At 71.1% G+C, this 22,159-nt stretch carries 20 protein-coding genes; 8 read left to right on the forward strand and 12 right to left on the reverse strand.

The features are described 5' to 3' along the window. The coding region (locus tag KUA19_RS00005; RefSeq protein WP_217393551.1) for a sigma-70 family RNA polymerase sigma factor at positions 1-599 on the forward strand (599 nt) is incomplete at its 5' end. Between the two features lie 158 nt (positions 600-757). On the opposite strand, the gene KUA19_RS00010 is transcribed toward KUA19_RS00005, so the two are convergent. The 3 genes from KUA19_RS00010 to KUA19_RS00020 are packed head-to-tail and all read right to left on the reverse strand — an operon-like array spanning position 758 to position 5,235. Next, entirely contained in the window at positions 758-3,241 is a 2,484-nt protein-coding gene (locus tag KUA19_RS00010) for a GNAT family N-acetyltransferase (protein WP_308167245.1), read from the reverse strand. Positions 3,242-3,244: 3 nt separating this feature from the next. Further along, positions 3,245-4,420 (reverse strand): acetoin utilization protein AcuC, encoded by a 1,176-nt coding sequence (locus tag KUA19_RS00015; protein WP_217393553.1) that lies wholly within the window; start codon positions 4,418-4,420, stop codon positions 3,245-3,247. Beyond that, entirely contained in the window at positions 4,417-5,235 is an 819-nt protein-coding gene (locus KUA19_RS00020) for a sulfurtransferase (protein ID WP_217393555.1), read from the reverse strand. The genes KUA19_RS00015 and KUA19_RS00020 overlap by 4 nt, the downstream gene beginning before the upstream one ends. Before the next feature lie 206 nt (positions 5,236-5,441). Here KUA19_RS00020 and KUA19_RS00025 point away from each other — a divergent pair, with 206 nt between their 5' ends. Beyond that, entirely contained in the window at positions 5,442-6,128 is a 687-nt protein-coding gene (locus KUA19_RS00025) for an iron-dependent transcriptional repressor DtxR (protein WP_217393557.1), read from the forward strand. A gap of 15 nt (positions 6,129-6,143) precedes the next feature. Here the strand turns inward: KUA19_RS00025 and KUA19_RS00030 are convergent, their stop codons facing one another. Then, positions 6,144-6,677 (reverse strand): hypothetical protein, encoded by a 534-nt coding sequence (locus KUA19_RS00030; protein WP_217393559.1) that lies wholly within the window; start codon positions 6,675-6,677, stop codon positions 6,144-6,146. 73 nt (positions 6,678-6,750) lie between these two features. On the opposite strand from KUA19_RS00030, the gene KUA19_RS00035 reads away from it, so the two are divergent. Beyond that, positions 6,751-7,128 (forward strand): VOC family protein, encoded by a 378-nt coding sequence (locus tag KUA19_RS00035; protein ID WP_217393560.1) that lies wholly within the window; start codon positions 6,751-6,753, stop codon positions 7,126-7,128. 86 nt (positions 7,129-7,214) lie between these two features. Here the strand turns inward: KUA19_RS00035 and KUA19_RS00040 are convergent, their stop codons facing one another. Beyond that, a complete protein-coding gene (locus tag KUA19_RS00040; RefSeq protein ID WP_217393562.1) occupies positions 7,215-7,919 on the reverse strand; it encodes a flagellar basal body-associated FliL family protein in 705 nt (234 codons plus the stop codon). 143 nt (positions 7,920-8,062) lie between these two features. Here KUA19_RS00040 and KUA19_RS00045 point away from each other — a divergent pair, with 143 nt between their 5' ends. Both KUA19_RS00045 and KUA19_RS00050 read left to right on the forward strand, forming a co-directional pair. Continuing rightward, entirely contained in the window at positions 8,063-9,064 is a 1,002-nt protein-coding gene (locus KUA19_RS00045; RefSeq protein ID WP_217393564.1) for an aldo/keto reductase, read from the forward strand. A gap of 223 nt (positions 9,065-9,287) precedes the next feature. Next, positions 9,288-10,577, forward strand: coding sequence for a cellulose-binding domain-containing protein (locus KUA19_RS00050; protein ID WP_254548374.1), 1,290 nt, complete (start codon positions 9,288-9,290; stop codon positions 10,575-10,577). Between the two features lie 137 nt (positions 10,578-10,714). Here the strand turns inward: KUA19_RS00050 and KUA19_RS00055 are convergent, their stop codons facing one another. Then, complete coding sequence (locus tag KUA19_RS00055) at positions 10,715-11,614, reverse strand: DMT family transporter (protein WP_217393570.1); 900 nt, start codon at positions 11,612-11,614, stop codon at positions 10,715-10,717. 193 nt (positions 11,615-11,807) lie between these two features. On the opposite strand from KUA19_RS00055, the gene KUA19_RS00060 reads away from it, so the two are divergent. Beyond that, a complete protein-coding gene (locus tag KUA19_RS00060; RefSeq protein WP_217393572.1) occupies positions 11,808-12,119 on the forward strand; it encodes a tetratricopeptide repeat protein in 312 nt (103 codons plus the stop codon). 39 nt (positions 12,120-12,158) lie between these two features. Here KUA19_RS00060 and KUA19_RS00065 read toward each other — a convergent pair whose 3' ends face one another. Genes KUA19_RS00065 through KUA19_RS00075 form a run of 3 tightly spaced genes read right to left on the reverse strand, consistent with a single transcriptional unit; the run spans position 12,159 to position 14,186 of the window. Next, positions 12,159-12,647, reverse strand: coding sequence for a hypothetical protein (locus KUA19_RS00065; RefSeq protein ID WP_217393574.1), 489 nt, complete (start codon positions 12,645-12,647; stop codon positions 12,159-12,161). Continuing rightward, positions 12,644-13,006, reverse strand: a complete 363-nt coding sequence (locus tag KUA19_RS00070) for a DUF6915 family protein (RefSeq protein ID WP_217393576.1) — start codon at positions 13,004-13,006, stop codon at positions 12,644-12,646. The genes KUA19_RS00065 and KUA19_RS00070 overlap by 4 nt, the downstream gene beginning before the upstream one ends. Positions 13,007-13,043: 37 nt before the next feature. Beyond that, positions 13,044-14,186, reverse strand: coding sequence for an epoxide hydrolase family protein (locus tag KUA19_RS00075; RefSeq protein WP_217393578.1), 1,143 nt, complete (start codon positions 14,184-14,186; stop codon positions 13,044-13,046). Between the two features lie 127 nt (positions 14,187-14,313). Here KUA19_RS00075 and KUA19_RS00080 point away from each other — a divergent pair, with 127 nt between their 5' ends. Further along, positions 14,314-15,771 carry a hypothetical protein gene (locus KUA19_RS00080; protein ID WP_217393580.1) on the forward strand — a complete coding sequence of 486 codons (1,458 nt, stop codon included), beginning with the start codon at positions 14,314-14,316 and terminating at the stop codon, positions 15,769-15,771. A gap of 72 nt (positions 15,772-15,843) precedes the next feature. Here KUA19_RS00080 and KUA19_RS00085 read toward each other — a convergent pair whose 3' ends face one another. Together KUA19_RS00085 and nrdR are read right to left on the reverse strand one after the other, a co-directional pair. Next, entirely contained in the window at positions 15,844-18,690 is a 2,847-nt protein-coding gene (locus KUA19_RS00085; protein WP_217393582.1) for a vitamin B12-dependent ribonucleotide reductase, read from the reverse strand. A 67-nt stretch (positions 18,691-18,757) separates the two neighbouring features. Beyond that, positions 18,758-19,288, reverse strand: a complete 531-nt coding sequence (gene nrdR, locus KUA19_RS00090; protein ID WP_217393583.1) for a transcriptional regulator NrdR — start codon at positions 19,286-19,288, stop codon at positions 18,758-18,760. Between the two features lie 445 nt (positions 19,289-19,733). Between nrdR and lexA the strand changes: the two genes are divergently transcribed. Further along, positions 19,734-20,477, forward strand: coding sequence for a transcriptional repressor LexA (lexA, locus tag KUA19_RS00095; RefSeq protein WP_217393586.1), 744 nt, complete (start codon positions 19,734-19,736; stop codon positions 20,475-20,477). A gap of 63 nt (positions 20,478-20,540) precedes the next feature. Here lexA and KUA19_RS00100 read toward each other — a convergent pair whose 3' ends face one another. Further along, a complete protein-coding gene (locus KUA19_RS00100; protein ID WP_217393587.1) occupies positions 20,541-22,151 on the reverse strand; it encodes a hypothetical protein in 1,611 nt (536 codons plus the stop codon). Between the last annotated feature and the right edge of the window lie 8 nt (positions 22,152-22,159).

Genomic DNA, 22,159 nt, shown 5'->3' on the forward strand with positions numbered 1-22,159 from the left:
CCGTCGAGAAGTTCGACTACACCAAGGGCTACAAGTTCTCCACGTACGCCACCTGGTGGATCCGGCAGGCCATCACCCGCGCCATGGCCGACCAGGCCCGCACCATCCGCATCCCGGTGCACATGGTGGAGCAGGTCAACCGCATGGTCCGGGTGCGCCGCGACCTCGCCACCGCGCTGGGCCGCGAGCCGTCCATCGCGCAGATCGCGCAGGCGCTGGACGTGCCGGAATACCAGGTCATCGAGCTCATCTCGTACGACCGGGAGCCGGTGAGCCTGGACCAGGCCGTCGGCGAGGACGGCGAGAGCGCGCTGGGCGACTTCGTCGCCGCCGTCGACCCCCGGGGCGACGCCGCCGACGCGCTGGCCCAGGGGCAGCTGCGCGACGAGGTGGAGATCGTGCTGGCCACCCTGTCGCAGCGCGAGCAGGAGGTCATCCGGCTGCGCTTCGGCCTGGACGACGGCCGCCAGCGCACCCTGGACGAGGTCGGCAAGGAGTTCGGCCTGTCCCGCGAGCGCATCCGCCAGATCGAGAAGACCACCCTGCTCAAGCTCCGCAGCGGCGACCGCGCCGAGCGCCTGTCGGTCTACGCCGCCTGACCCGGAGCGCCTACTGCTCCGGCGGGGGCGTCACCGCGGCTGCCCCGGCCCCACCTAGCATTGACGCTGGCCTATCTAGTGGACGGATTTCCACAAATCGTCCACTAGATAGGCCAGCGTCAATTTAAGTACGGGGCGGGGTCGGCGGGGCGGGGGTGTCAGCGCAGGTGGCGGGGGCCGGTGTCAGGGCGGGGCTGGGGTTCGGCGAGTTCGGCGCTCGCGTGCAGCACCGACAGGCCCGTGGCCCGTACCAGCACCGGGTTCAGCGTCAGCCGGCGCAGCCGGGGCGCCTCGTCGGCCAGCTGCCCCACCCGCACCAGCAGCTGCGCCAGCGCGTCCAGGTCGGACCCGTGCAGCAGCGGGAACGCTCTCGGTGCCCGGACCAGGGCGGCCGCGTCGGCGTCGGTGAGCGGCGCCGCCCGCCAGGCCCGGTCGCCGACCAGCTCGGTCACCGGCCCGCCCAGCCCGAACCCGACCACCGGCCCGAACGCCGGATCGTCGACGACCTCGACCACCACCGCCACCCCGGGCGCCACCATCGGCTGCACCAGCACCTCCACCCCCGCCCCGAACAGCTGCTCGAGGTCGGCGTAGGCACGGCGGGCCTCCTGCGGTCCGGCCACGTTGAGGCGTACGGCGCCGAGGTCGATCCGGTGCGGCCGGTCGGCCACCTTCAACGCCACCGGCACCCCGGCCGCCGTGACCGCGGCGGCCACCTCCTCGGCACCCCTGGCTCGCACGGACCCGACCACGTCCACGCCGTACGACGCGAGCAACCCCTCGACCGTCGACGCGTCCGGATCGGCGCCGGGTGGGGCGGGCGGCAGCGTGCCCGGGGGCACCCGCAGCCAGGCGGCGCGCCGGATCACCTGGGCCAGCGCCCGCACCGCCTCCTCGATGGACCGGAACGACGGCACCCCGGCAGGCCCCTGCCCGGCCAGGAAGCTCGCCACCACCGGCTTGTCCGACTCCGCCACCGCCTCGGCCAGCGCCGCCGCGTACGGCGCCAGCAGCTCCGTCTCCACGCTCTGGTCGGCGGCCAACGGCCCGGTCGGCAGCGGCGGCGCCACGACCACGACCAGCGCGTCCACGTCGTCGCTGTGCACGACGCCGCGCACGGCCGCGGCGAACTCGGCCGGGCTCGCCCCAGGCCCGACGGCACCGGAGCGGCCGACCGGCAGCCCGGTCGCGCGGATCTCGGCGGCGGCCAGCGCGGCCAGCGGGAACGCGTTGGCGATGACGCCGATGCGCTCGCCGGTGGGCACCGGCTGGCTCGCCAGCACCATCGCCACGTCGAACAGCTCGCCGACGGTGCCGACCTCGATCACGCCGGAGTGGGCGCGCAGCGCCTGCATGGCGGCGTCATCGAGCGCGGAGCCGCCGATGCCGGTGTGCCCGGCGAGCATCACGATCGGCCGGTGCCGCCCGACGGCACGGGCGATGCGGGCGAACTTGCGCGGGTTGCCGAAGGTCTCCAGGTACATCGCGATCACGTCGGTGTGCGGGTCCTGGGCCCAGAACTGGAGCAGGTCGTTGCCGGAGACGTCGGCGCGGCGGCCCGCGCTGACGAACCCGGACACGCCCAGGCCCCGGCGGTCGGCCTCGGCGAGCAGCAGCAGGCCGAGGGTGCCGGAGTGACAGAACAGGCCGACCCGGCCCGGCGGCGCGGGCGGGGCGGGCCAGGGCAGGCGGGGCACGAGCGTGGCGTTGAGCCGTACCGTGGCGTCGGCGACGCCCAGGCTGCCGGGCCCGATCACCCGCATGCCCGCGGCCCGCGCCGACCGGACCAGCTCGCGCCGCGCGGCCGGGTCCAGCTCGGTGAGGGTCAGCAGCCCGTGCACGCCCGCGGCGGCCGCGTCGGCGACCACGTCCGCGATCGCCGACGGCGGCACCGCGACGACGGCCAGGTCCACCGGCCCGTCCACCTGCGATACCGAGGTGAGCAGGCCTTTGGGGTGGATCTCGTGGATCGGCCCGGCGAACCCGGCGCCGCGCAGGTGGGCCAGCACCGCCGCGCCGACGCCGTGCCCGGCCGAGCTGGCGCCGTAGACCGCGACCGCGCCGGGGCGCAGCAGCCGCGCCACCGAGCGGGCCTCGGTGCGCTGCTCGCGGTCGGCCTGCACGGCCCGGGACCGCTCGGTCGGCGCGACCGGGAACGTCAGCGCCACCACGCCGTCGGCGAACTTGCGGCTGACCTCGTATCCGGCGTCGGTGAACACCCGCAGCATGGCGCCGTTCTCCGGCAGCACCTCGGCCACGAACCGGCTGATGCCGACCTCGCCCGCGGCGGCGGCCAGGTACTCCAGCAGCACCGAGCCGACGCCGCGGCCCTGGTAGGCGTCCTCGACCACGAACGCGACCTCGGCGACGGGCGCGTTCTCGCCGAGGCGTTCGTAGCGGCCGACCGCGACCAGCCGGTCGCCGACGGCGACCACGAACGCCTCCCGGTCGACGTGGTCGACGTTGACGAACCGGTGCAGGTCACGGGCGGGAATCCGGGGGTACGGCGAGAAGTAGCGCAGGTAGCGGGTGCGCTCGGAGAACCGGGCGTGCATCGCCACCACCGCGTCGGCGTCGCTCGGCTCCACCTGGCGCAGGTGGACCGCCGTGCCGTCGGCGAGCAGGACGTCCGCGCTGCGCACCGCTCAGTCCCTCGGGTCGTGCGGGTCGAGCCCGTGCAGCGGGTAGACCGCCCGCCGCGTCGCCATGATGGCCCGGTCCAGCGGGTCGGCCTCGGCCTCGGGCTGCCACGGCGTGTACTTCGGCGTGCCGCCGTCGCTCAGCGTCGCGGGCACGACCCGGCCGGGGCGCAGCCGCTCGGCGAGGTCGCGCCACGCCTGCGGGGTGGGCGTGGCCGGGTCCAGCGGCTCGCCGGTGATCATCGCCAGCAGGTGGGTCCAGGTCCGGGGCACCACCTCGACCAGGGCGTACCCGCCGCCGCCGGTGGCGACCAGGCGCCCGTCGCACAGCTCGTCGGCCAGCTCCCGTACGGCCAGCTGCGCCGCCCGCTGCCCGTCCACGCTGAGCCGCAGGTTGGCCAACGGGTCGAGCCGGTGGCTGTCCGCCCCGGCCTGCAGCACGATCAGCTGCGGCCGGAACGTGCGCAGCACCGACGGCACCACCGCGTGGAACGCGCGCAGCCAGCCGGCGTCGCCGGTGCCCGCGGGCAGGGCCAGGTTCACCGCGCTGCCCTCGGCGCGGGGGCCGCCGGTCTCGTCGGGGAAACCGGTGCCCGGGAACAGGGTCAGCGGGGACTCGTGCAGGCTGACCGTGAGCACGCGCGGGTCGTCGTAGAAGATCTCCTGCACCCCGTCGCCGTGGTGCACGTCGATGTCGACGTAGGCGATCCGCTGCGCGCCCTGGTCGAGCAGGTCGGCGATGGCGACGGCCGGGTCGTCGTACACGCAGAATCCGGCGGCGCGGGCGGGCATGGCGTGGTGCAGGCCGCCCGAGACGTTCACCGCGCGCTGGACCTCGCCGCGCCACACCGCCCGCGCGGCGGCCAGCGTCGCGCCGCAGACCAGCGCGGACGCCTCGTGCATGCCGTCGAAGACCGGGTTGTCGGGGGTGTTGAGGCCGTATCCCCGGAAGAACGGGTCGTCGGGGGCGGCCCTGACCGCCTCCAGGTAGTCGCGCCGGTGCACGCGCAGCAGCTCGTCCTCGGTGGCGGGCTCGGGCGTGACCTTGCGCACGCCCGGCCGGTCGAGCACGCCCAGTTCGCGGGCCAGCGCCATGGTGAGCTCGACCCGCACCGGATCCAGCGGATGGTCGCCCAGGTTGTAGGCCAGGAGCTTGTCGCTCCACACCACCAGCGAGTTCATTCGCCCGTCCCGATCGGGCGGGCCGGGTCGGTGATCCAGTGGCTCCACGAGCCGACGTACAGCGCGGCGTCGGTGCGCCCGGCCGCGTGCAGCGCCAGCACGGTGTGCGCGGCGGTCACGCCCGAGCCGCAGTACGCCCCGACCGGCTCGCCGTCGAACTCGGCGAAGATCTCGGCCAGGTTCTCGCGCAGCGTGCCGTCGGCGTTGACCAGCTCGCCGTAGGGCAGGTTCCGTGCCCCCGGGATGTGCCCGGCGACCGGGTCGACCGGCTCGGTCTCGCCCCGGAACCGGGCCGCGGCGCGCGCGTCGAGCAGCACGCCGTGCCGGGTCAGGTCGGCGGCGGAGTCGGCGTCGAGCACCGGCAGGCCGCCCGGTCGCACCACCACGTCGCCCCGGGTGACCGAGGGCTGGTCGGCCGCGACCGCGCCACCGGCGGCCGTCCAGGCCGGGAAGCCGCCGTCGAGCACCCGTACGTCGGCCACCCCGGCCCAGCGCAGCGTCCACCAGGCGCGTGCCGCGGCCAGGCCGTCGCCGCCGTCGTAGACCACGACGGGGTGGTTCTCGCGCAGGCCCGCGGCGCGCAGTGCGCCCTCCAGGGCCTGCGGGTGGGGCAGCGGGTGGCGCCCGCCGGAGCCGGGCGGGCCGCACAGGTCCCGGTCGAGGTCGACGAAGACCGCGCCCGGCACGTGGCCGGTGTCGTAGTCGTCACGCCCCGGCGGCCCGGACAGCCGCCAGCGCACGTCCAGCAGGGTGGGCGGCGCGGGCTCGCGCAGCAGCGCCGTCAGGTCCGTCGCACTGATCAGAGGTGTACGCACACAAGCAAGTCAACACCATCGCACCGGGCCCACGCGTGTCGGCGCGAACCGTCGGTCCCACCTGCCACACTGCGGCGGGCGCACTGCGCTCTTCCCGAGATGACGAACCCGGCCGGACGCCGCATGATCAACCGGTTGCACCTGGAAGGTGTCACTGCGGTGACGCGCAATAGAATCGCTTCCAGCGACTTGGAGAGGACCATTTCATGTCCGACCTCATTGACACCACCGAGATGTACCTGCGCACGATCCTCGAGCTCGAGGAGGAGGGCGTGCCGCCCCTGCGCGCCCGCATCGCCGAACGGCTGCACCAGAGCGGCCCGACCGTGAGCCAGACCGTGGCCCGGATGGAGCGCGACGGGCTGCTCACCGTCGTGGAGACCGACCGCCACCTGCAGCTGTCCGAGGCCGGCCGGGCGCATGCCGTCGCTGTCATGCGCAAGCACCGCCTCGCCGAGCTGCTGCTGGTCAACGTCATCGGCATGCCGTACGAGGAGGCCCACGAGGAGGCCTGCCGCTGGGAGCACGTGATGAGCGACGCGGTCGAGAAGCGGGTCTACGACCTGCTGAACCGGCCGACCCGCTCGCCCTACGGCAACCCGATCCCGGGCCTGGACGCGCTGGACACCAGCCCGCGCGAGTCCGTCGGCAACGACCCCGAGCGCAATCTGGCCTTCCCCGGCCTGACCGGCCAGGTCGTGGTGCGGCGGATCTGCGAGAGCGTGCAGACCGACTCCGAGGTGCTGCGCCAGCTGCACTCCGCCGGGGTCGACCCGGGTGCCACGGTCACCGTGGCGCAGGAGCGCGACGGCGTCGCCATCGACCACGGCGGCGAGCCGGTGCGCCTGCCCCGCGAGGTCGCCTCGCGGGTGTTCGTCTCGACGTCCCGCTAGGTCGGGCCCGGCTCGCTAGATACCGGCCCGGTCGATCTCGCGCGCGAGATCGACCAGTTTCGGGGCGAGCCCGGCCGAGTCGCCACCCTTGGGCAGGGTCACCTTGAGCAGCATCAGGCGGGCGTTGCCCGCCAACCACCCGATCTCCACGTACGGCCCGCGGCCCGAGGCTGCGGGCCGCACCGCTTGGTAGGCGGCCCGGCCCAGCTCGGTGACCGTGCTGGCCCCGTCCGGCGGAATGGTGTCCTTGAACACGGCCACGTCGGCGGTGGTGGGCGTGACCGACAGGCTCAGCTCGGGCAGCGGGGTGTCGGCCTGGCGGGCCACACACGTGTTGGTCTTGCCCTGCTTGGCCGACCCGGCGACGGTGAGGTCCAGCCCGAGGCTGCGCGTGATGCGGTCGTGGTCGAGCAGGCGGCAGGCACCCCCGGCGGCGACCGTGGCGCGCACCGGCACCGACGGGGTCGCGTCGGGCTCGGCTTCGGCCGGGCCGGAGCAGCCCGCGAGCAGGGTCGCGCCGATCGCCAGGGTCAGCACCGTCGTTCGCACCCGAACAACCTAGCGGCCGGGCCGGTCCGCCGAAAGTCGCCCGAGCCGGGTCGGACCTGCCTAGCCTGGTCCCATGACCGGCAAAGTGGTGCATTTCGAGGTGCCCGTCGACGACGTGGAGCGGGCCCGGACCTTCTACACGGACGCCTTCGGCTGGCAGCTGGACGACATGCCGGGGTTCGACTACATCTGGGTGCGCACCACCCGCACCGACGACCGGGGTATGCCCGCCGAACCCGGGTCCATCAACGGCGGCATGACCCGGCGCGAGGCGCCGGTGACCCAGCCGATGATCACGGTCGAGGTCGAGGACATCGACACCGCCCTGGCCAAGGTCGTCGCGCTGGGCGGCGCGGTGCTGCAGGAGCGGCAGCCGGTCGGCGAGATGGGGTTCACGGCGTACGTCGTCGACACCGAGGGCAACCCCCTCGGACTGTGGCAGAACGCCTGACCGTGTCGGGCGGCCCGGCTGGACCCGGCGATGCCCGGACACGGCCATGCCCGGCCGGACACGGTCCGACCGGGCATGGCGGCGGTTCAGCTCTGCTGCTCGACCTGGCCGCGCAGCGTCACGAACTCGGTCTTGATGTCGTCGACGGACTTGAAGTACCAGACGAACATGCCGAGGCTGCCGTTGTCGGCCCAGGCGCAGACCGCGAGGTCGACACCGGCGGTCGTGGCCGAGCCACACTTGGCCGAGCCGCCCAGCGGGCCCGGGTCGACCGAGGCGAGGTCGGTGGCGGTCAGGCCGGAGGTGCCCATGCCCTTGAAGGCTTCGTCGAGCTCCTTCTCCGGGTTGCCCATCTTCGCCGCCGCGGCGAACAGCATGACCATGTCCTGCTTGGCGGGGTCGCCGTAGAAGCCCGCCACCACGTTCGAGGCGCCGGGGACCGCGGACGACAGGCCCGACTTCATGGTCTCCGACAGCGACTTGAGCTCAGCCTGCTCGACCGGGGCGCGGCCACCGAGCTTGTCCGGCGCGACGACGGTGGTCTTCTTGGTCGGCAGCTGGGCCTGGGCCGAGGCGACCGCGTCGTTGACGTCCTGGACCGCGTCCTCGACCTTGTCCTTGGCCAGGAAGAACACGCCGACGACGCCGCCGATGCACAGCAGCAGCACGACGACGACGATGCCGATGATCAGGCCCGCCTTGGACTTCTTCGGCGGCGCGATCGGCTGGGTCGGGTACTGCGGCTGGGTCGGGTACGGCGGGGGGTACTCCGGGGTGGGAGGCTGGGACACGCGAACGCTCCTGAGTCATGTGTCTATGGGGTTGAGCCGCATCGTAACCAGGGCAGGCGACAGTGTCGCAGCGGGTTTCGCGTTCAGTGACGACTTCGGTGGGCAAGGCCGAGATCACGAACACCGACAGTGAGGAGACGACCATGAGCACCACCCGGCGCATCGGGGCGAGCGGACCCGAGGTCGGCGCGATCGGCCTGGGCTGCATGGGCATGAGTTTCGCGTACGGTCGGCGCGACGACGAGCAGTCGGCCGCCACCCTGCGGCGCGCCCTCGACCTGGGGGTGACCCATCTGGACACCGCCGACATGTATGGCTTCGGCCACAATGAGGAGCTGATCGGCCGAACGCTCGGCAGCCGTCGCGACGAGTACGTGCTGGCCACCAAGTTCGCCAATCGTGCCGAACTGGATGCCCAGGGTCAGCCGGTACGCCGCTTCGTGGACTCCTCGGCCACCTGGGCCCGCCAGGCGCTGGAGGATTCACTCCGACGGCTGAACACCGACGTGATCGACCTCTACTACATGCACCGTCGCAATCCCGACACTCCAATCGAGGAGACGGTCGGCGCGATGGCCGAGTTCGTGGCCCAGGGCAAGGTGCGGCACCTCGGCCTGTCCGAGGTGAGTCCGCAGACGCTGCGCACCGCCCACGCGGTGCACCCCATCGCCGCCGTGCAGATGGAGTACTCCCTGTTCACCCGGTTCGTCGAGGACGAGATGCTGGCCACGTGCCGGGAACTGGGCGTGAGCCTGGTCGCGTACTCGCCGGTGGGGCGGGGCTGGCTCACCGGCAAGGTGACCTCACGCGAGGACCTGGCCGACGACGACTTCCGGCGCAGCGTGCCCCGCTTCGCCGAGGAGAACTTCGCACACAACCTGGCCCTGGTGCAGGCGGTGCGCGAGGTCGCCGACGAGGTCGGGGCCACTCCGGCGCAGGCGGCCCTGGCCTGGCTGCTGGCCCAGGGCGACGACATCCTGCCCATTCCCGGCACCAAGCACGTGTCGTACCTGGAGGAGAACGTCGCCGCCGAGAACGTGACCCTCTCCGCCGACCAACTCACCCGCCTCTCAGCCGCCGTCCCCGCCGACGCCGTAGCCGGCGACCGCTACAACCCCCAAGGCATGCAAACCGTAGGCCACTGACCTCCTTCCTTCTGTCGATCATGAACTTATGGGCGGGTTCGACGGCGTGTCACGCCCATAAGTTCATGATCGACGAGATTGGTTGGCAGGCATTGTGGGAACGCTCCCAGCCGTATAGGATTCGTCGCGCTCAATGCGTGTCGCCGAGACTCCGGGTATCTCGCCCACGCGGATAACCCGTCAGCGCGCCCCCCGCGCGCCCGAATCCGCTCCGGGAGTCACCTTGTCCCCCATCAGCAGGCGCCTCGTCGCGTCCCTCGTCGCCGCAGCCGCGGGCCTCGCCACCGTCGCCTGGGGCCTGTTCGTGCCCACCGCGCAGGCAGCCGCCGCGGGCTGCCAGGTCACCTACCGCGTGTCGTCCCAGTGGGGCGGCGGCTTCACCGCCGACGTCGCCCTCACCAACCTCGGCGACCCCGTCACCGCCTGGACCCTCAAGTGGACCTTCCCGGCCGCGAGCCAGGCCGTCAGCCAGGGCTGGAACGCCACGTTCAGCCAGAGCGGCGCCCAGGTCACCGCCGCCAACCTCGGCTACAACGGCAGCCTCGGCACCGGCGCCGGCACGTCGATCGGGTTCAACGGAGCCTGGACGACGGCCAACCCTGTGCCGACCTCGTTCACGCTCAACGGCGTGACCTGCACCGGAACGACGACCCCGGCCTCACCGTCGCCGTCCCGGACCGCCTCGCCGTCGCCGTCGCCGTCCCGCAGCGCCTCCCCCTCGCCGTCGCCGTCCCGGTCGGCCAGCCCCAGCCCGAGCACCAGCCCGAGCAGCAGCGGCTGGAACCCGCCCGCGAACCTGGTGCAGCCGCTCAACGAGGTGTGGGCGCACTACGAGAGCACGTACAACCAGCTCTACACGTTCCGCAACTACGGCTGGGACCAGGTCATGGCGGGCGGCGGGCAGATCAACTACTGCGTACGCTGGGACTCCAGCGCCCACGTCACCGCCACCCAGCGCGACCAGATCCACGCCGCGCTCGCCCGCCAGTTCAAGAAGTGGATGGACGTGATGGCGGGCCACAACGGCTGGCCGTACGCGAACGTGCCGGTCAAGGTCGTCGGCTGGGCCGTACGCGACCGCGCCGCCCTGGAGTGGACCGACAGCTCGGTCGACATCTACGTCAACAACATCCGCGAGAACGCACCGCAGTGCGGTGAGCCGTGCGGCCGCTTCTTCCACCAGGACGGCAACTACTCCGGCTGCGCCGGCGGCGCGTCGCACCACTACGACATGTCGCTGTGGCTGACCGCGGGCATGACCGGCGGCGCGGGCGGCGACTGGGGCCAGCGGATCGGCAGCGAGTACTACACGAGCAACCTGAACACCGACAACATCCACATCCTGTTGCACGAGATGGGACACAGCTTCGGTCTGGACGACTTCTACGACTGGACTCCCACCGGCCAGTGCTGCTTCATCATGAACGCGGGCAGCGCCACGTCCATCACCGAGTTCGACAAGTGGATGCTGCGCGACTGGTGGCGCCACCTGAAGTCCCGCTGGGGCTACTGACCCCGCCGAACCCGGGGCGCGCCTCCCCTCTTCCCCGACGGGCGCGCCCCGTCCGTCCATTCGTGCTGTATCGGGGAACCCGCACGAATGGACGGTCGGATTCCCGCACTTTTCCCGAAGCCGCAGCCTGGCCGATGTCAGCGGCGAGACAGCCCCGCCACGGCGGCCAACATCAGCACCGCCCCGGCGGCCGCCACGACGGTGAGCCGCTCGCCCAGCAGCCCGACCGCGATCAGCACCCCCGCGACCGGCTCCAGCAGCGTCACCACCGCCGTCACCGTCGCCGGGACCGCCGCCACCCCGGCGAAGAACAGCCGATATGCCAGCGCCGTCGGCACCGCCCCCAGGTACAGCAGCCAGGCCCCGTGCACCGCGAGCGTCCCCATGGTCGGCAGCAGTCCCTCCCGCGCCGCCAGGGGCGCGACGCACACGGCGGCCACCACGAACGCGGCCGAGGTGACCGAGGACAGATCACCCCCGGCCCGCCGCGAGTAGATCGTGACCACCGCGTACCCCGCCGCCGACAGCACCCCGAACGCCGCCCCGAGCAGCGGATTCGGCCCTGCCGTCCCGGCCGACCCGACCAGCGGCACCAACCCGGCCAGCGCGGCGCCGACGTATCCGGCCCGCGCCGGCGTCAGCGCCTCCCCGAGCACCACCCGCGCCGCGAGCGCGATCACCACGGGGCAGGCCCCGAGGGTGACCACGGTGCCCACGGCGAGCCCGCCGTACGCGATGGAGCCGTAGTAGGCGGTCTGGTAGACGGCCAGCCCGAACCCGAGCACGAGGGCGTCCCGGGGGCGGACCGGGGTGCGGTCGCGGGTGAGGGCGCGCAGGCCGTACAGCATGACGATGCCGCAGACCAGGCGCCAGAACGACACCGCGAGCGGCCCGAGGCCACTGGTGCGGTAGAGGACCGAGGCGACGGCGCCACCGGTGCCCCAGGCGACCGCGGCGGTGCCGACGAAGAACAAGCCGCGCCCGTACGACGCGGTGGTGCTCGCGCGCGCCGGCGCGAGCCCGGTTGAGGACTCCATTTCCCTGCTTCTCCACTGTCTCGATGGCCGTCGGTTTCCGCGTATGCGGACGGGCCACCGGCGTGCGGCCTAGGCCGTCACGGCAGTGGGGCAGCGCCGTCCGCTCAGCGGACCGGCGGGGAGATGATGGTGCGCCTCATGCGGTCGATGGTGCCCCGGAATGCGGCGGGCCGCCAAACCGTTAAACCAGATCGTGAGAATCCTGGAGGAGTACGAACGCGGCCGCCTGTTCTTCGACTACGGCGACTACATCACCGCGGCCGGTATCCTCGCCGACGTCGTCGCCGAGGTGCCCGAGGACGTCGCCCCGCGCCTGCTGCTGGCGCGCGCCTACTACCACTCGGCCCAGCTGCACCGGGCCGAGGAGCAGCTGCGGCTGGTGCTCGAACGCGACCCTGCCGAGCACTACGCGCACCTGATGCTCGGCCGCACCCTGCAACGCCAGAGCCGCCACGACGAAGCCCGCCGCCACCTGCGCATCGCCGAGGCCATGGGCGCCTGCTGACCTGACGCGGGCCGGAAGCGCCGGCCCGCGTCACCGGCCTCATTCGTGGTCGTAGAACTCCACGCTGATGTTGGTACGACGCACGGTCACTTCGGCGTGGTCGCCGAACGCGTCGAGCAGCACGTCGGCGAACTCGTTCCCGTGTAACGCGTCGGCCAGCGCCCGCGCGCGGTGGTAACGCTCAGGCTGGTCGCCCCGGTACGGTCCGTACTGCCAACCATGACTCTCGGCGGCGTGCCCGCCGAGTGTCGGATGCGTTCCGGCGTACTCGCCGACTTCGAGCAGACCGAGGTCGGTGACCTCGGTGTCCCCGGTGGTACGCACCCAGAAGTCGCTCAGACCGAAGACGCAGGGCTCACCGTCATTGAAGTAGGGCGTGAACTGCCGCCATCCGAATTCGGTGATCGTCTCGTCATCGAGCAGCGCCCGCAGCAGCGGTTGCAGCTCCGAGAGCGGGCGCTGCGGTACCCGGTCCGACTCAGTGATCGTCCCTTCCACCGGGATTCCCAGGAAACTGGTGTGGCTCAACGGTTGTCCTCTCCGAGCAGTACCGACAAGGGCACCTCCTTGCGCTGCGCGCCGGACATCCATGGCTTGATCGGCATCCCGGCCAGATAGTCGGCGGGCGAGGGCAGCCAGCCGAGGTCCTCCAGGATGTGCCGCTCGGCGATCAGTCGCACCGGGATGCGCTTGCGGCCCACCTCCAGCGTGGTGCCGAAGATCCGCTGGCACAGGAACACTCCCGCGGTGTGGTGGTACATCGCCCGGTGCCGCACGTCGCCGATGATCTGCTTCGAGGAGTCGATGAACTCCTCGATCGCCAGGTAGTCCTCCGGCTCGCCGCCCCACTTGCGGGCGGCCGACTGCGCGTGGTGCCACGAATTCATGGCGCGGACGCTAAGTCGTACCCCCGACAGTTCTCGATCAACCGGCGGCGCGCAGCGGGCGGAAGAACTCGCGCATGTCCTCGGCCACCTGGTCGGGCTCCTCGAACGCGACGAAGTGGCCGCCGGAGACCAGCGGGTGGAAGAAGCGCAGGTCCGTGTACGTGCGTTCGGCCAGCTCGCGGGGCATGCCCTGGTCGGCCAGGCTGACGCTCACCCCGGCGGGCACTTGCACCAGCGGCAGCACCGGCTCGTGGTGCTCGTCGAAGTACGGCCGCATCGCGGTGCCGACGGTCTCGGTCACCCAGTACAGCGTGATGGTGGTGAGCAGGTCGTCCTTGCTCCAGCGGCGGTCGATCTCACCACCGCAGTCGCTCCACGCCCGGAACTTCTCCACCAGCCACGCGGCCAGTCCCGCGGGCGAGTCCAGCAGCGCCGCCGCGAGCGTGTCGGGGCGGGTGGCCTGCAGTTCGGCGTACCCCTCGCCGCCCTGCCACTTGGCCTTCAGCCAGTCCAGGAACGCGTCCTCGGCCGGGGACAGGCCGGTGCGGCGCGAATGGGGCGGGTAGGCGGGGTGCGCCGCGTACAAGCCGATGATCTTCTCGGGGTGACGGACCGCGAGCCAGTCACTCACGCCCGCGCCGACGTCCTCGCCCGACGTCCCGAACCGGCGGTACCCGAGCCGCGCCATCAGCTTCGCCCAGACGTCGGCGGTCCTCGGCTTGGTCGACGGACCGTTGAGCGGCAGGTCGCTGAACCCGTAGCCGGGCAGCGACGGGATCACCACGTCGAACGCGTCGGCCGGGTCGGCGCCGGACGCGGCCGGGTCGGTCAGCAGCGGCACCAGCTTCAGCATCTCCACGAAGGAGTACGGCCAGCCGTGCGTCACGATCACCGGCAGCGGCGCCGCGCCGCCCTCGGACCGCTTGCCGCGCACGTGCGCGAAGTGGACGGTCTGCCCGTCGATCTCCGTCAGGAACTGGGGGTACGCGTTGAGCCGCTGCTCCTGCGCCCGCCAGTCGAACTCCTCGGCCCAGTAGTCCAGCAGCTCGGCCAGGTAGTCGGGATCGGTCCCCGCGTCCCACGCCTGCGCCCCGCTACGCCGCCCGAACCGGGTCCGCACCACCCGTTCCCGCAGGTCGTCCAGCACACCATCAGGCACATCGATCAGAAACGGCTGCACATGCCGATTCTGCCACCCACGCCGGACCCTGCGGCGTTCCGGCTTTCGGGCGGCCTCGCAGCGCCCCCCACCATGCGGCTGGTCCCACTAGGCTCCGGCGACACGTCATGTGACACGGGGAGTCTTCTTGAGAACAACGCTGCGCAGCCTTGCCCTGCTCGTCCTGTTGGCCGGTCTCCCGTTGACCGGCCCGTCGCCGGCACTGGCGGCCCCGCCGGACGGAGTCAAGGGCACCGCCGAGGGTGTGATCCGTAGAGCCGACGGGCACGTCGACTCGGCGCGGACGGTCAGCCGGCTGGTGGAGCTGCACGCCAACACCTACATGTACCTGGTCCGCGCGGCGACGGACTGGGATGACCTCAGGCTGGAATTCATGCCCGCCGCCCAGGCCAACGGGGTCCGGGTCATCGTCTACCTGCTTCCGCCGACGGAGTGCCCCAGCTCTGCCGCCAGCCCTTACTCCTGCGACACGTACCTCCCGCATCACAAGGACTACGTGGCGTGGGGCCAGGACATCGCGACGCTGTCCAATCAGTACCCCCTGCTCACCGCCTGGACCATCGACGACATGGACATGGGCAGCCGGAGCTACTTCTACAACCCCGACTTCTTCACCCCGGCCTACGTACGGCAGATGAACGTGGCGGCCAGCGCCATCCAGCCGCACCTGGACTTCTACCTCGAGTACTACCAGCCCAGCCTCACGCAGACGGTGATCAACAGCTACGAGTACGCGATCGACGGCGTGATCATGCCGTATCGCGACGGCGTCAACCGCAACACCACGATGACCGACACCGAGCAGGCGGCGATCGACTCCGTCTCGGCCATGCTGGCGGCCCAGGGCAAACGGCTCATCCTCATGGTCTACGGCAACGAGCTCAGCGCGACCGTGGATCGGCCCGACGTCGACTACCTCACCCGGGCTGTCGACACGGCGCTGGCCGACACCTCCGCCGGAAAGATCGCGGGCGTCATCATCTGGCAGCTCGTGCTCGATCCGGCGGGCGCTCCCGCGGGCGGGTCCTTCCGGAAGGCCAACACGGGCAGCGGGGCGCTGAGCCTGTCCGTGGCACCCGGCACGGAGACGGCAGCGGGCCAGTACGCGCAGGCCAAGGCGGATGTCACCTTCACCCCGGCCCAGCCCTGCACCCTGTCCCTCCGGTACGCCGACGATCGCAACATCGGCCAGGACCTCGGATATCACGACAAGCAGATCCTGGTCCGGGACGAGACCACGGGCACGCAGACCATCATCTGGAGGCGCGATGTCGCGTCCGAGAACACCACGTGGGACCAGTGGGAGTGGACGAGCACCCTCGACCTGCGCCCCTACCTCGTGTCCGGGCACCGGATCTCGCTGATCCTGCGCCTGGCCGAGCTGAAGAAGGTCTCGAACTACTCGGTGAACGTCGCATACGACGATCTGGCTTTCAGCGGCGGCTGCGGCGTGTCGAACACGACGTTCGAGTCGGACGCCGGGTGGACGGTCAGCCGCTCCGGCGGCCCGGTGCTGGCAGGCGTCTACCAGTACAGCTCGACCTACACCACGGACGCGTTCGCGGCGGTGGCGGGCCGCTTCTGACGCTGTCGCGGACAGCAGAAGGGGAGCCAGGCGTTCGCCTGGCTCCCCTTCTGTCACGCCATCAGGGCGTCATCAGCTGCAGCCGCTGGTGGAGCCGCAGCCCTCGCAGACGTAGCAGCTGCCCGCCGGGCGCATCTTCGTGCCGCACGTGTAGCACAGCGGCGCGTCCGACACCCGCCCGGTGATCGCCTCCAGCACCTCGGTCGACGACCCGACCCGGGTCACCGGCAGCACGGTCGCCCCGGCCTGCGGCTCGGCGGCGACCGGAGCCGGGACGTACTCGACGCCCTCCTCCTCGGCCCGCAGCCGTGCGGCGCGCTCGGCGGCCGTGAAGACGCCCAGCTCAGCCCGCTGCTCGTATGGCAGGAAGTCCAGTGCCAGCCGTCGGAAGATGTAGTCCATCACCGAGTTCGACAGGCGGATGTCCGGGTCGTCGGTCATACCGGCGGGCTCGAACTTCATGTTCATGAACTTCTCGACGTAGGTCTGCAGCGGCACGCCGTACTGCAGGGCCACCGAGACGGCGATCGAGAACGCGTCCATCACCCCGGCCAGGGTCGAGCCCTGCTTGCCGAGCTTGAGGAACACCTCGCCGAGGCCGTCGTCGGGGTACGACGAGGCGGTCAGGTAGCCCTCGGCGTCGCCGACGGTGAACGACACCGTCTGCGACGGGCGCTTCTTCGGCAGCCGCTTGCGCACCGGCCGGTACTCGATGACCTTCTCGATCACCGGAGTGGCGACCTGGGCCACCGCCTGCGTGGCGGCGGGCTCCTTCTCCTTCGTCGCGGCGGCAGCCGCGAGCGGCTGGCGCTGCGCCACCGACAGCGGCTGGCCGACCTTGCAGTTGTCGCGGTAGATCGCCAGCGCCTTGAGGCCCAGCTTCCAGCCGTCGTAGTACATCTGCTCGACCTCTTCGACCGTCGCCGCCTCCGGCATGTTGACGGTCTTGCTGATCGCGCCGGAGATGAACGGCTGCACCGCGGCCATCATCAGCACGTGGCCCATGGGCGCGATGGAGCGCTCGCCCATGGCGCAGTCGAACACGGCGTAGTGCTCCGGCTTCAGGCCGGGGGCGTCCACGACGTGGCCGTGCTCGGCGATGAACTCGGTGATCGCCTCGAGCTGCTCCTCCTGGTAGCCCAGGTTGCGCAGCGCGCGCGGCACCGTCTGGTTGACGATCTGCATCGAGCCGCCGCCGACCAGCTTCTTGAACTTGACCAGCGCCAGGTCCGGCTCCACGCCGGTGGTGTCGCAGTCCATCATGAAGCCGATGGTGCCGGTGGGGGCGAGCACGCTGGCCTGGGCGTTGCGCCAGCCCTGCTTCTCGCCGAGGTTGTTGCCCGACTTCCACTCCTTGCGGGCCGCGGCGGCCACGGCGGTGGCGACGGGGCCGTGCGGGGTGAGCGCCTCGGCGGCCTCGGCGTGCTTGCGCATGACCTTCTGGTGCGGGGTGGCGTTGCGGGCGTAGCCGTCGTACGCGCCGACGACGCCGGCCAGCTCGGCCGAGCGCCGGTAGGCGGCACCGGTCATCAGGGCGGTGATCGCGCCGGACAGGGAGCGGCCCGCCTCGGAGTCGTACGGCAGGCCCGAGGCCATCAGCAGCGCGCCGAGGTTGGCGTAGCCGATGCCGAGCTGCCGGTAGGCCCGGGTGTTGTCGGTGATCTTCTCGGTCGGGAAGTCGGCGAAGCAGATCGAGATGTCCATCGCGGTGATGACGAACTCGACCGACTTGACGAACTTCTCGATGTCGAAGCCGCCGTCGGCCCGCAGGAACTTCATCAGGTTCAGCGACGCCAGGTTGCACGAGGTGTCGTCCAGGTGCAGGTACTCCGAGCAGGGGTTGCTCGCGGTGATGCGGCCGGTCTCGGAGCAGGTGTGCCAGGCGTTGATGGTGTCGTCGTACTGGATGCCGGGGTCGGCGCACTCCCACGCGGCCTGCGCGAGCTTGCGGAACAGGCTCTTGGCGTCGACGGTCTCGATGACGCGGCCGTCGAGGCGGCCGACGAGGTCGAAGCTCTTGCCCTCCTCGACCCGGGTCATGAACTCGTCGGAGACGCGCACCGAGTTGTTGGCGTTCTGGTACTGCACGCTGACGATGTCGCGGCCGCCCAGGTCCATGTCGAAGCCCGCGTCGCGCAGGGCGCGGATCTTGTCCTCTTCGCGCGCCTTGGTCGAGATGAACTCCTCGATGTCGGGGTGGTCCACGTCGAGGATGACCATCTTGGCCGCGCGCCGGGTGGCGCCGCCGGACTTGATGGTGCCCGCGGAGGCGTCGGCGCCGCGCATGAAGCTGACCGGGCCGGAGGCGGTGCCGCCGGAGGAGAGCAGTTCCTTGCTGGCGCGGATGCGGGACAGGTTGATGCCGGAGCCGGAGCCGCCCTTGAAGATCAGCCCCTCCTCCTTGTACCAGTCCATGATGGAGTCGACCGAGTCGTCCACGGACAGGATGAAGCACGCGCTGACCTGCTGCGGGCTGGCCGTGCCCACGTTGAACCAGACCGGGGAGTTGAAGCTGAACACCTGGTGCAGCAGCATCCAGGTCAGCTCGTGCTCGAACACCTCGGCGTCGGTGGCGGTGGCGAAGTAGCGGTGCTCCTCACCGGCCTTGCGGTAGGTCTTGACCACGCGGTCGATGAGCTGGCGCAGGCTCCACTCCCGCTCCGGGGTGCCAACCGCGCCCCGGAAGTACTTCGTGGTCACGATGTTGGTCGCGTTGACGCTCCAGGACTCGGGGAACTCCACCCCGCGCTGCTCGAAGTTGATCGAGCCATCGCGCCAGTTCGTCATCACGACGTCACGGCGCTCCCAGGTGATCTCGTCGTACGGGTGGACGCCCTCGGTCGTCCACACCCGCTCGATCTTGAGACCACCGGCGCCCGCCCGCGTGCGCTTGGCGCTCGCTGTTGCGTTCTCCCCCACGTCAGCCCCCTAAGGTCAACGACTTAAAACAACACTTCAACTGCAAAAACACGTTCTGGTACGGGCGTCAGCCCGCGACCTGCCCGGCCCTGGCGCCCGCGTCGGCGTCCTCGGTGACGTCCGGCCCGGCAGGTTCCTGCCCCGGGACGGGCTGGTTATGCCGCCGCAGCGACTCGATCTCACGGATGAAGTCGTCGGCGGACTGGAAGTCCTGGTAGACGGAGGCGAACCGCAGGTACGCCACCTCGTCGAGGTCCCGCAGCGGCCCGAGGATGGCCAAGCCGACCTCCTGGCTGGGCACCTCCGCGGCGCCGCGCCCCCGCACGACGTCCTCGACCCGCTGGGCCAGCAGCGCGATCGCGTCCTCGGCGACCGGGCGGCCCTGGCAGGCCTTGCGCACCCCGTTCATGATCTTCGGTCGGCTGAACGGTTCGGTCACGCCGCTGCGCTTGACCACCGAGAGCACCGTCTCCTCGACGGTGGTGAACCGCTTGCCGCACTCGGGGCAGTGTCGGCGCCGCCGGATCAGCGCGCCGTCCTCGGCCTCGCGGGAGTCGACCACGCGGGAGTCGGGGTGTCGGCAGTACGGGCATCGCATCGCTGTCACCTCCCACGTCGTCGTCACCGTTCCGGGCAGTGCGGCACCGCTCCGGGCATGACTTCGTCGACGGTCGCCAATGCGGCCGTCAACGGGTACAACGACGGAGAGTGACTCGGCCGTTCCCCCACGAGATGGGCCCTGAAACCCAATCTGTGGGTGGTCGGCTCGACACCACCACAAGATGTGGGGTTGAACTTATGCCCCAGGAGCCCCGGTCGCAAGTTGACTCGCCCATTTCTGAGACGTGTCGCGAGCAACAACACGGACCGTCACCCACACGGGGCACAGCGGTGATCAAGCATCGACACGGATGGAGGATCGTACAGATGTTTGAAACTGACACCAAGTCGCATTAAGGTGTCCGGTAAGAACCACTCGTAACGTTCACCACCACCGATGCGAACTTGGTGGCTGCGCGTACGCCACATCACCGGAGGTCCGAATGTCCCCCAATGAGCGAGCGTCGCGACCTGGTAGGCCGCCGACCGCGCCCGCCGGAGCGGGACCTTTGCGCGCGGTCGCGGCCACCAGCGGCACCACCGCGGATCTGCAGAACGGGGACCTGAGCAGCCGCCAGCGGCGCATTCTCAGCGTGATCAAGGAATGGGTGGAGCAGCACGGCTACCCGCCCACCGTGCGCGAGATCGGCGAGGCCGTCGGCCTGGTCTCGCCGTCCTCGGTGGCATACCAGCTCAAGGAGCTGGAGCGGAAGGGCTTCCTGCGCCGCGACCCGTCGCGCCCGCGCGCCGTCGACGTGCGCACCCCGGTCGACAGCAGTGACAGCGAAGAGACCACGCTGGCCGCCCGTCCCACCCCGGTGTACGTGCCACTGCTCGGCCGCATCGCCGCCGGTGGCCCGATCCTGGCCGAGGAGTCGATCGAGGAGGTGCTGCCGCTGCCGCGCGAGCTCGTCGGCCAGGGCACGCTCTTCTCGCTCCAGGTCAAGGGTGACTCGATGATCGAGGCCGCCATCTGTGACGGCGACTGGGTCGTGGTGCGCCAGCAGCAGGTCGCCGAGAACGGCGACATCGTCGCCGCGATGATCGACGGCGAGGCCACGGTCAAGGTCTACCGGCTGCGCGAGGGGCACGTCCAGCTCATGCCCCGCAACCCGGCGTACGACCCGATCCCCGGCGACGCGGCCGTCATCCTCGGCAAGGTCGTCTTCGTGATGCGCCGGGTCTGACCGGCCCCCGAACAGCGAACGGCCCCGGCGGGAACTCCTGCCGGGGCCGTGTCACGTCGTGGGTCAGCGGTACTGCTGGTAGCCCTGGTCGCCGTACTCCTGGCCGTAGCCCTGGTTGCCGTACTGGCCGTTCTGCTGCGGGCCGTAGCCCTGCTGCTGGCCATAGCCGTCCGGCTGCTGACCCGCGTACGGGTCGTAGCCCGAGTCGCCGCCGTAGCCCTGCTGCTGCTGTCCGTACTGCTGGCCCGCGTACGGGTCCGCGCCGTAGCCGCCGCCCTGCTGGCCGTAGCCCTGCCCGGCGTACACCTGCTGGCCGCCACCGTACTGGTCGTAGCCGCCCTGGCCGCCGTACTGCTGGCCGCCGTACTGGTCGTACCCGCCCTGCTGCTGGCCGTAGCCCTGCTGCTGGCCGTAGCCGTCGGCGTAGTAGCCGGACGCCTGGTAGCCGCCGACCGGGGCGAGCATCGCGGTGGCGGAGTTGTCGGCCGGCGCCATGTCGTCCAGCGGTTCGTCGCCGCCCTTGCGGGCCCGACGCTTGCGCGACTTCACGATGCCGAACACGCCCAGCAGCACCAGCAGCACGCCGACCACGCCGACGCCGCCGAGGGCGAGGTAGAGGTCGTCGACGCTGCCGAAGAGCTTCATGTACCAGGCCTTGTCGGCCTTCTTCGGGCCTGCCTGCGGGGTCGCCTCGACGAAGTGCTCGACGCTGGGGGTGTAGCTCCAGATCACCGCTTTGCGGGCCGCGTCCGTGCTCTTGAGGTGCTCGGTCTCGGAGACGGTCAGGAACTTGGTGCCGTCGGTGGTGTAGGTGATCGCCTCACCGCGGCGCGGGTCGTCGGGGACGGGGGTGACCCGGGGCTTGCCCTTGGTCAGGGCGCTGATGATGTCGCCGTTGGTGACGTCGTACTCCATCGCGTCGCCGTAGGTGCGCAGCACCACCTTGCTGCGGTCGGGCGAGGCCGCGGCGCCGGTGACCATGCGGCGGGCCACCGACCCGCCGATCACCTCGGTCTGGGTGACCGGCAGCTTGACGGTGCCGACCTCCTTCAGATCCACCGTGGCACCAGCGGCGCCGAGCGGAGCGGCGGTCGTGAAGACGTGGGTCGTCCCAGCGGCGGTGAAGTCCCAGTTCTTCGTGATGATGATCGGGTTGCCGTCTTTGTCGATCAGCAGCGCCTCGGCGTCGTACTTCTTGTCCGGGTACCGCAAGCGGTAGGGCCCCGTGACCTTGTCGTTGACCATCTTCCACAGCGCGACCGTCGTCCGGGTCTGCTTGTAGCTGTCGTTGTTGTCGCCGGTGTCGGCGATCCAGATGGTCTTGCCGTCGGGCGCGATCGCCATGTCCTCGGGATCGGCCGCGCCGTTGCCCGCGTAGTTGATGGCACTGCCCACGATCCCGCACTGCTTGTTCAACTTGAAGATGCGCGTACGGCCGGCGATGTCGGAGCCGTCGTTGATCACGTAGTAAAAGTTGCCGACGGCGACGATGCCGGACAGCTCGGTCAGGCGGGTGTCGTTGATCGTGCACACCTTCGTGCCCGGGACCGCCGTCGACGCCGCACTCGGGGACGGGTTGGGTGCCGCCCCTGCAGGGGCACTGACCAGCCCGGCTCCGAGCGCGACGCCGAATGTGGCCGCGCATGCCTTGACCAGGAATCCCGTTAACCGCATCCGGACAG

The sequence above is a fragment of the Catellatospora tritici genome, from assembly GCF_019083965.1.
In the GTDB taxonomy this organism is placed as follows: Bacteria; Actinomycetota; Actinomycetes; order Mycobacteriales; family Micromonosporaceae; genus Catellatospora; species Catellatospora tritici.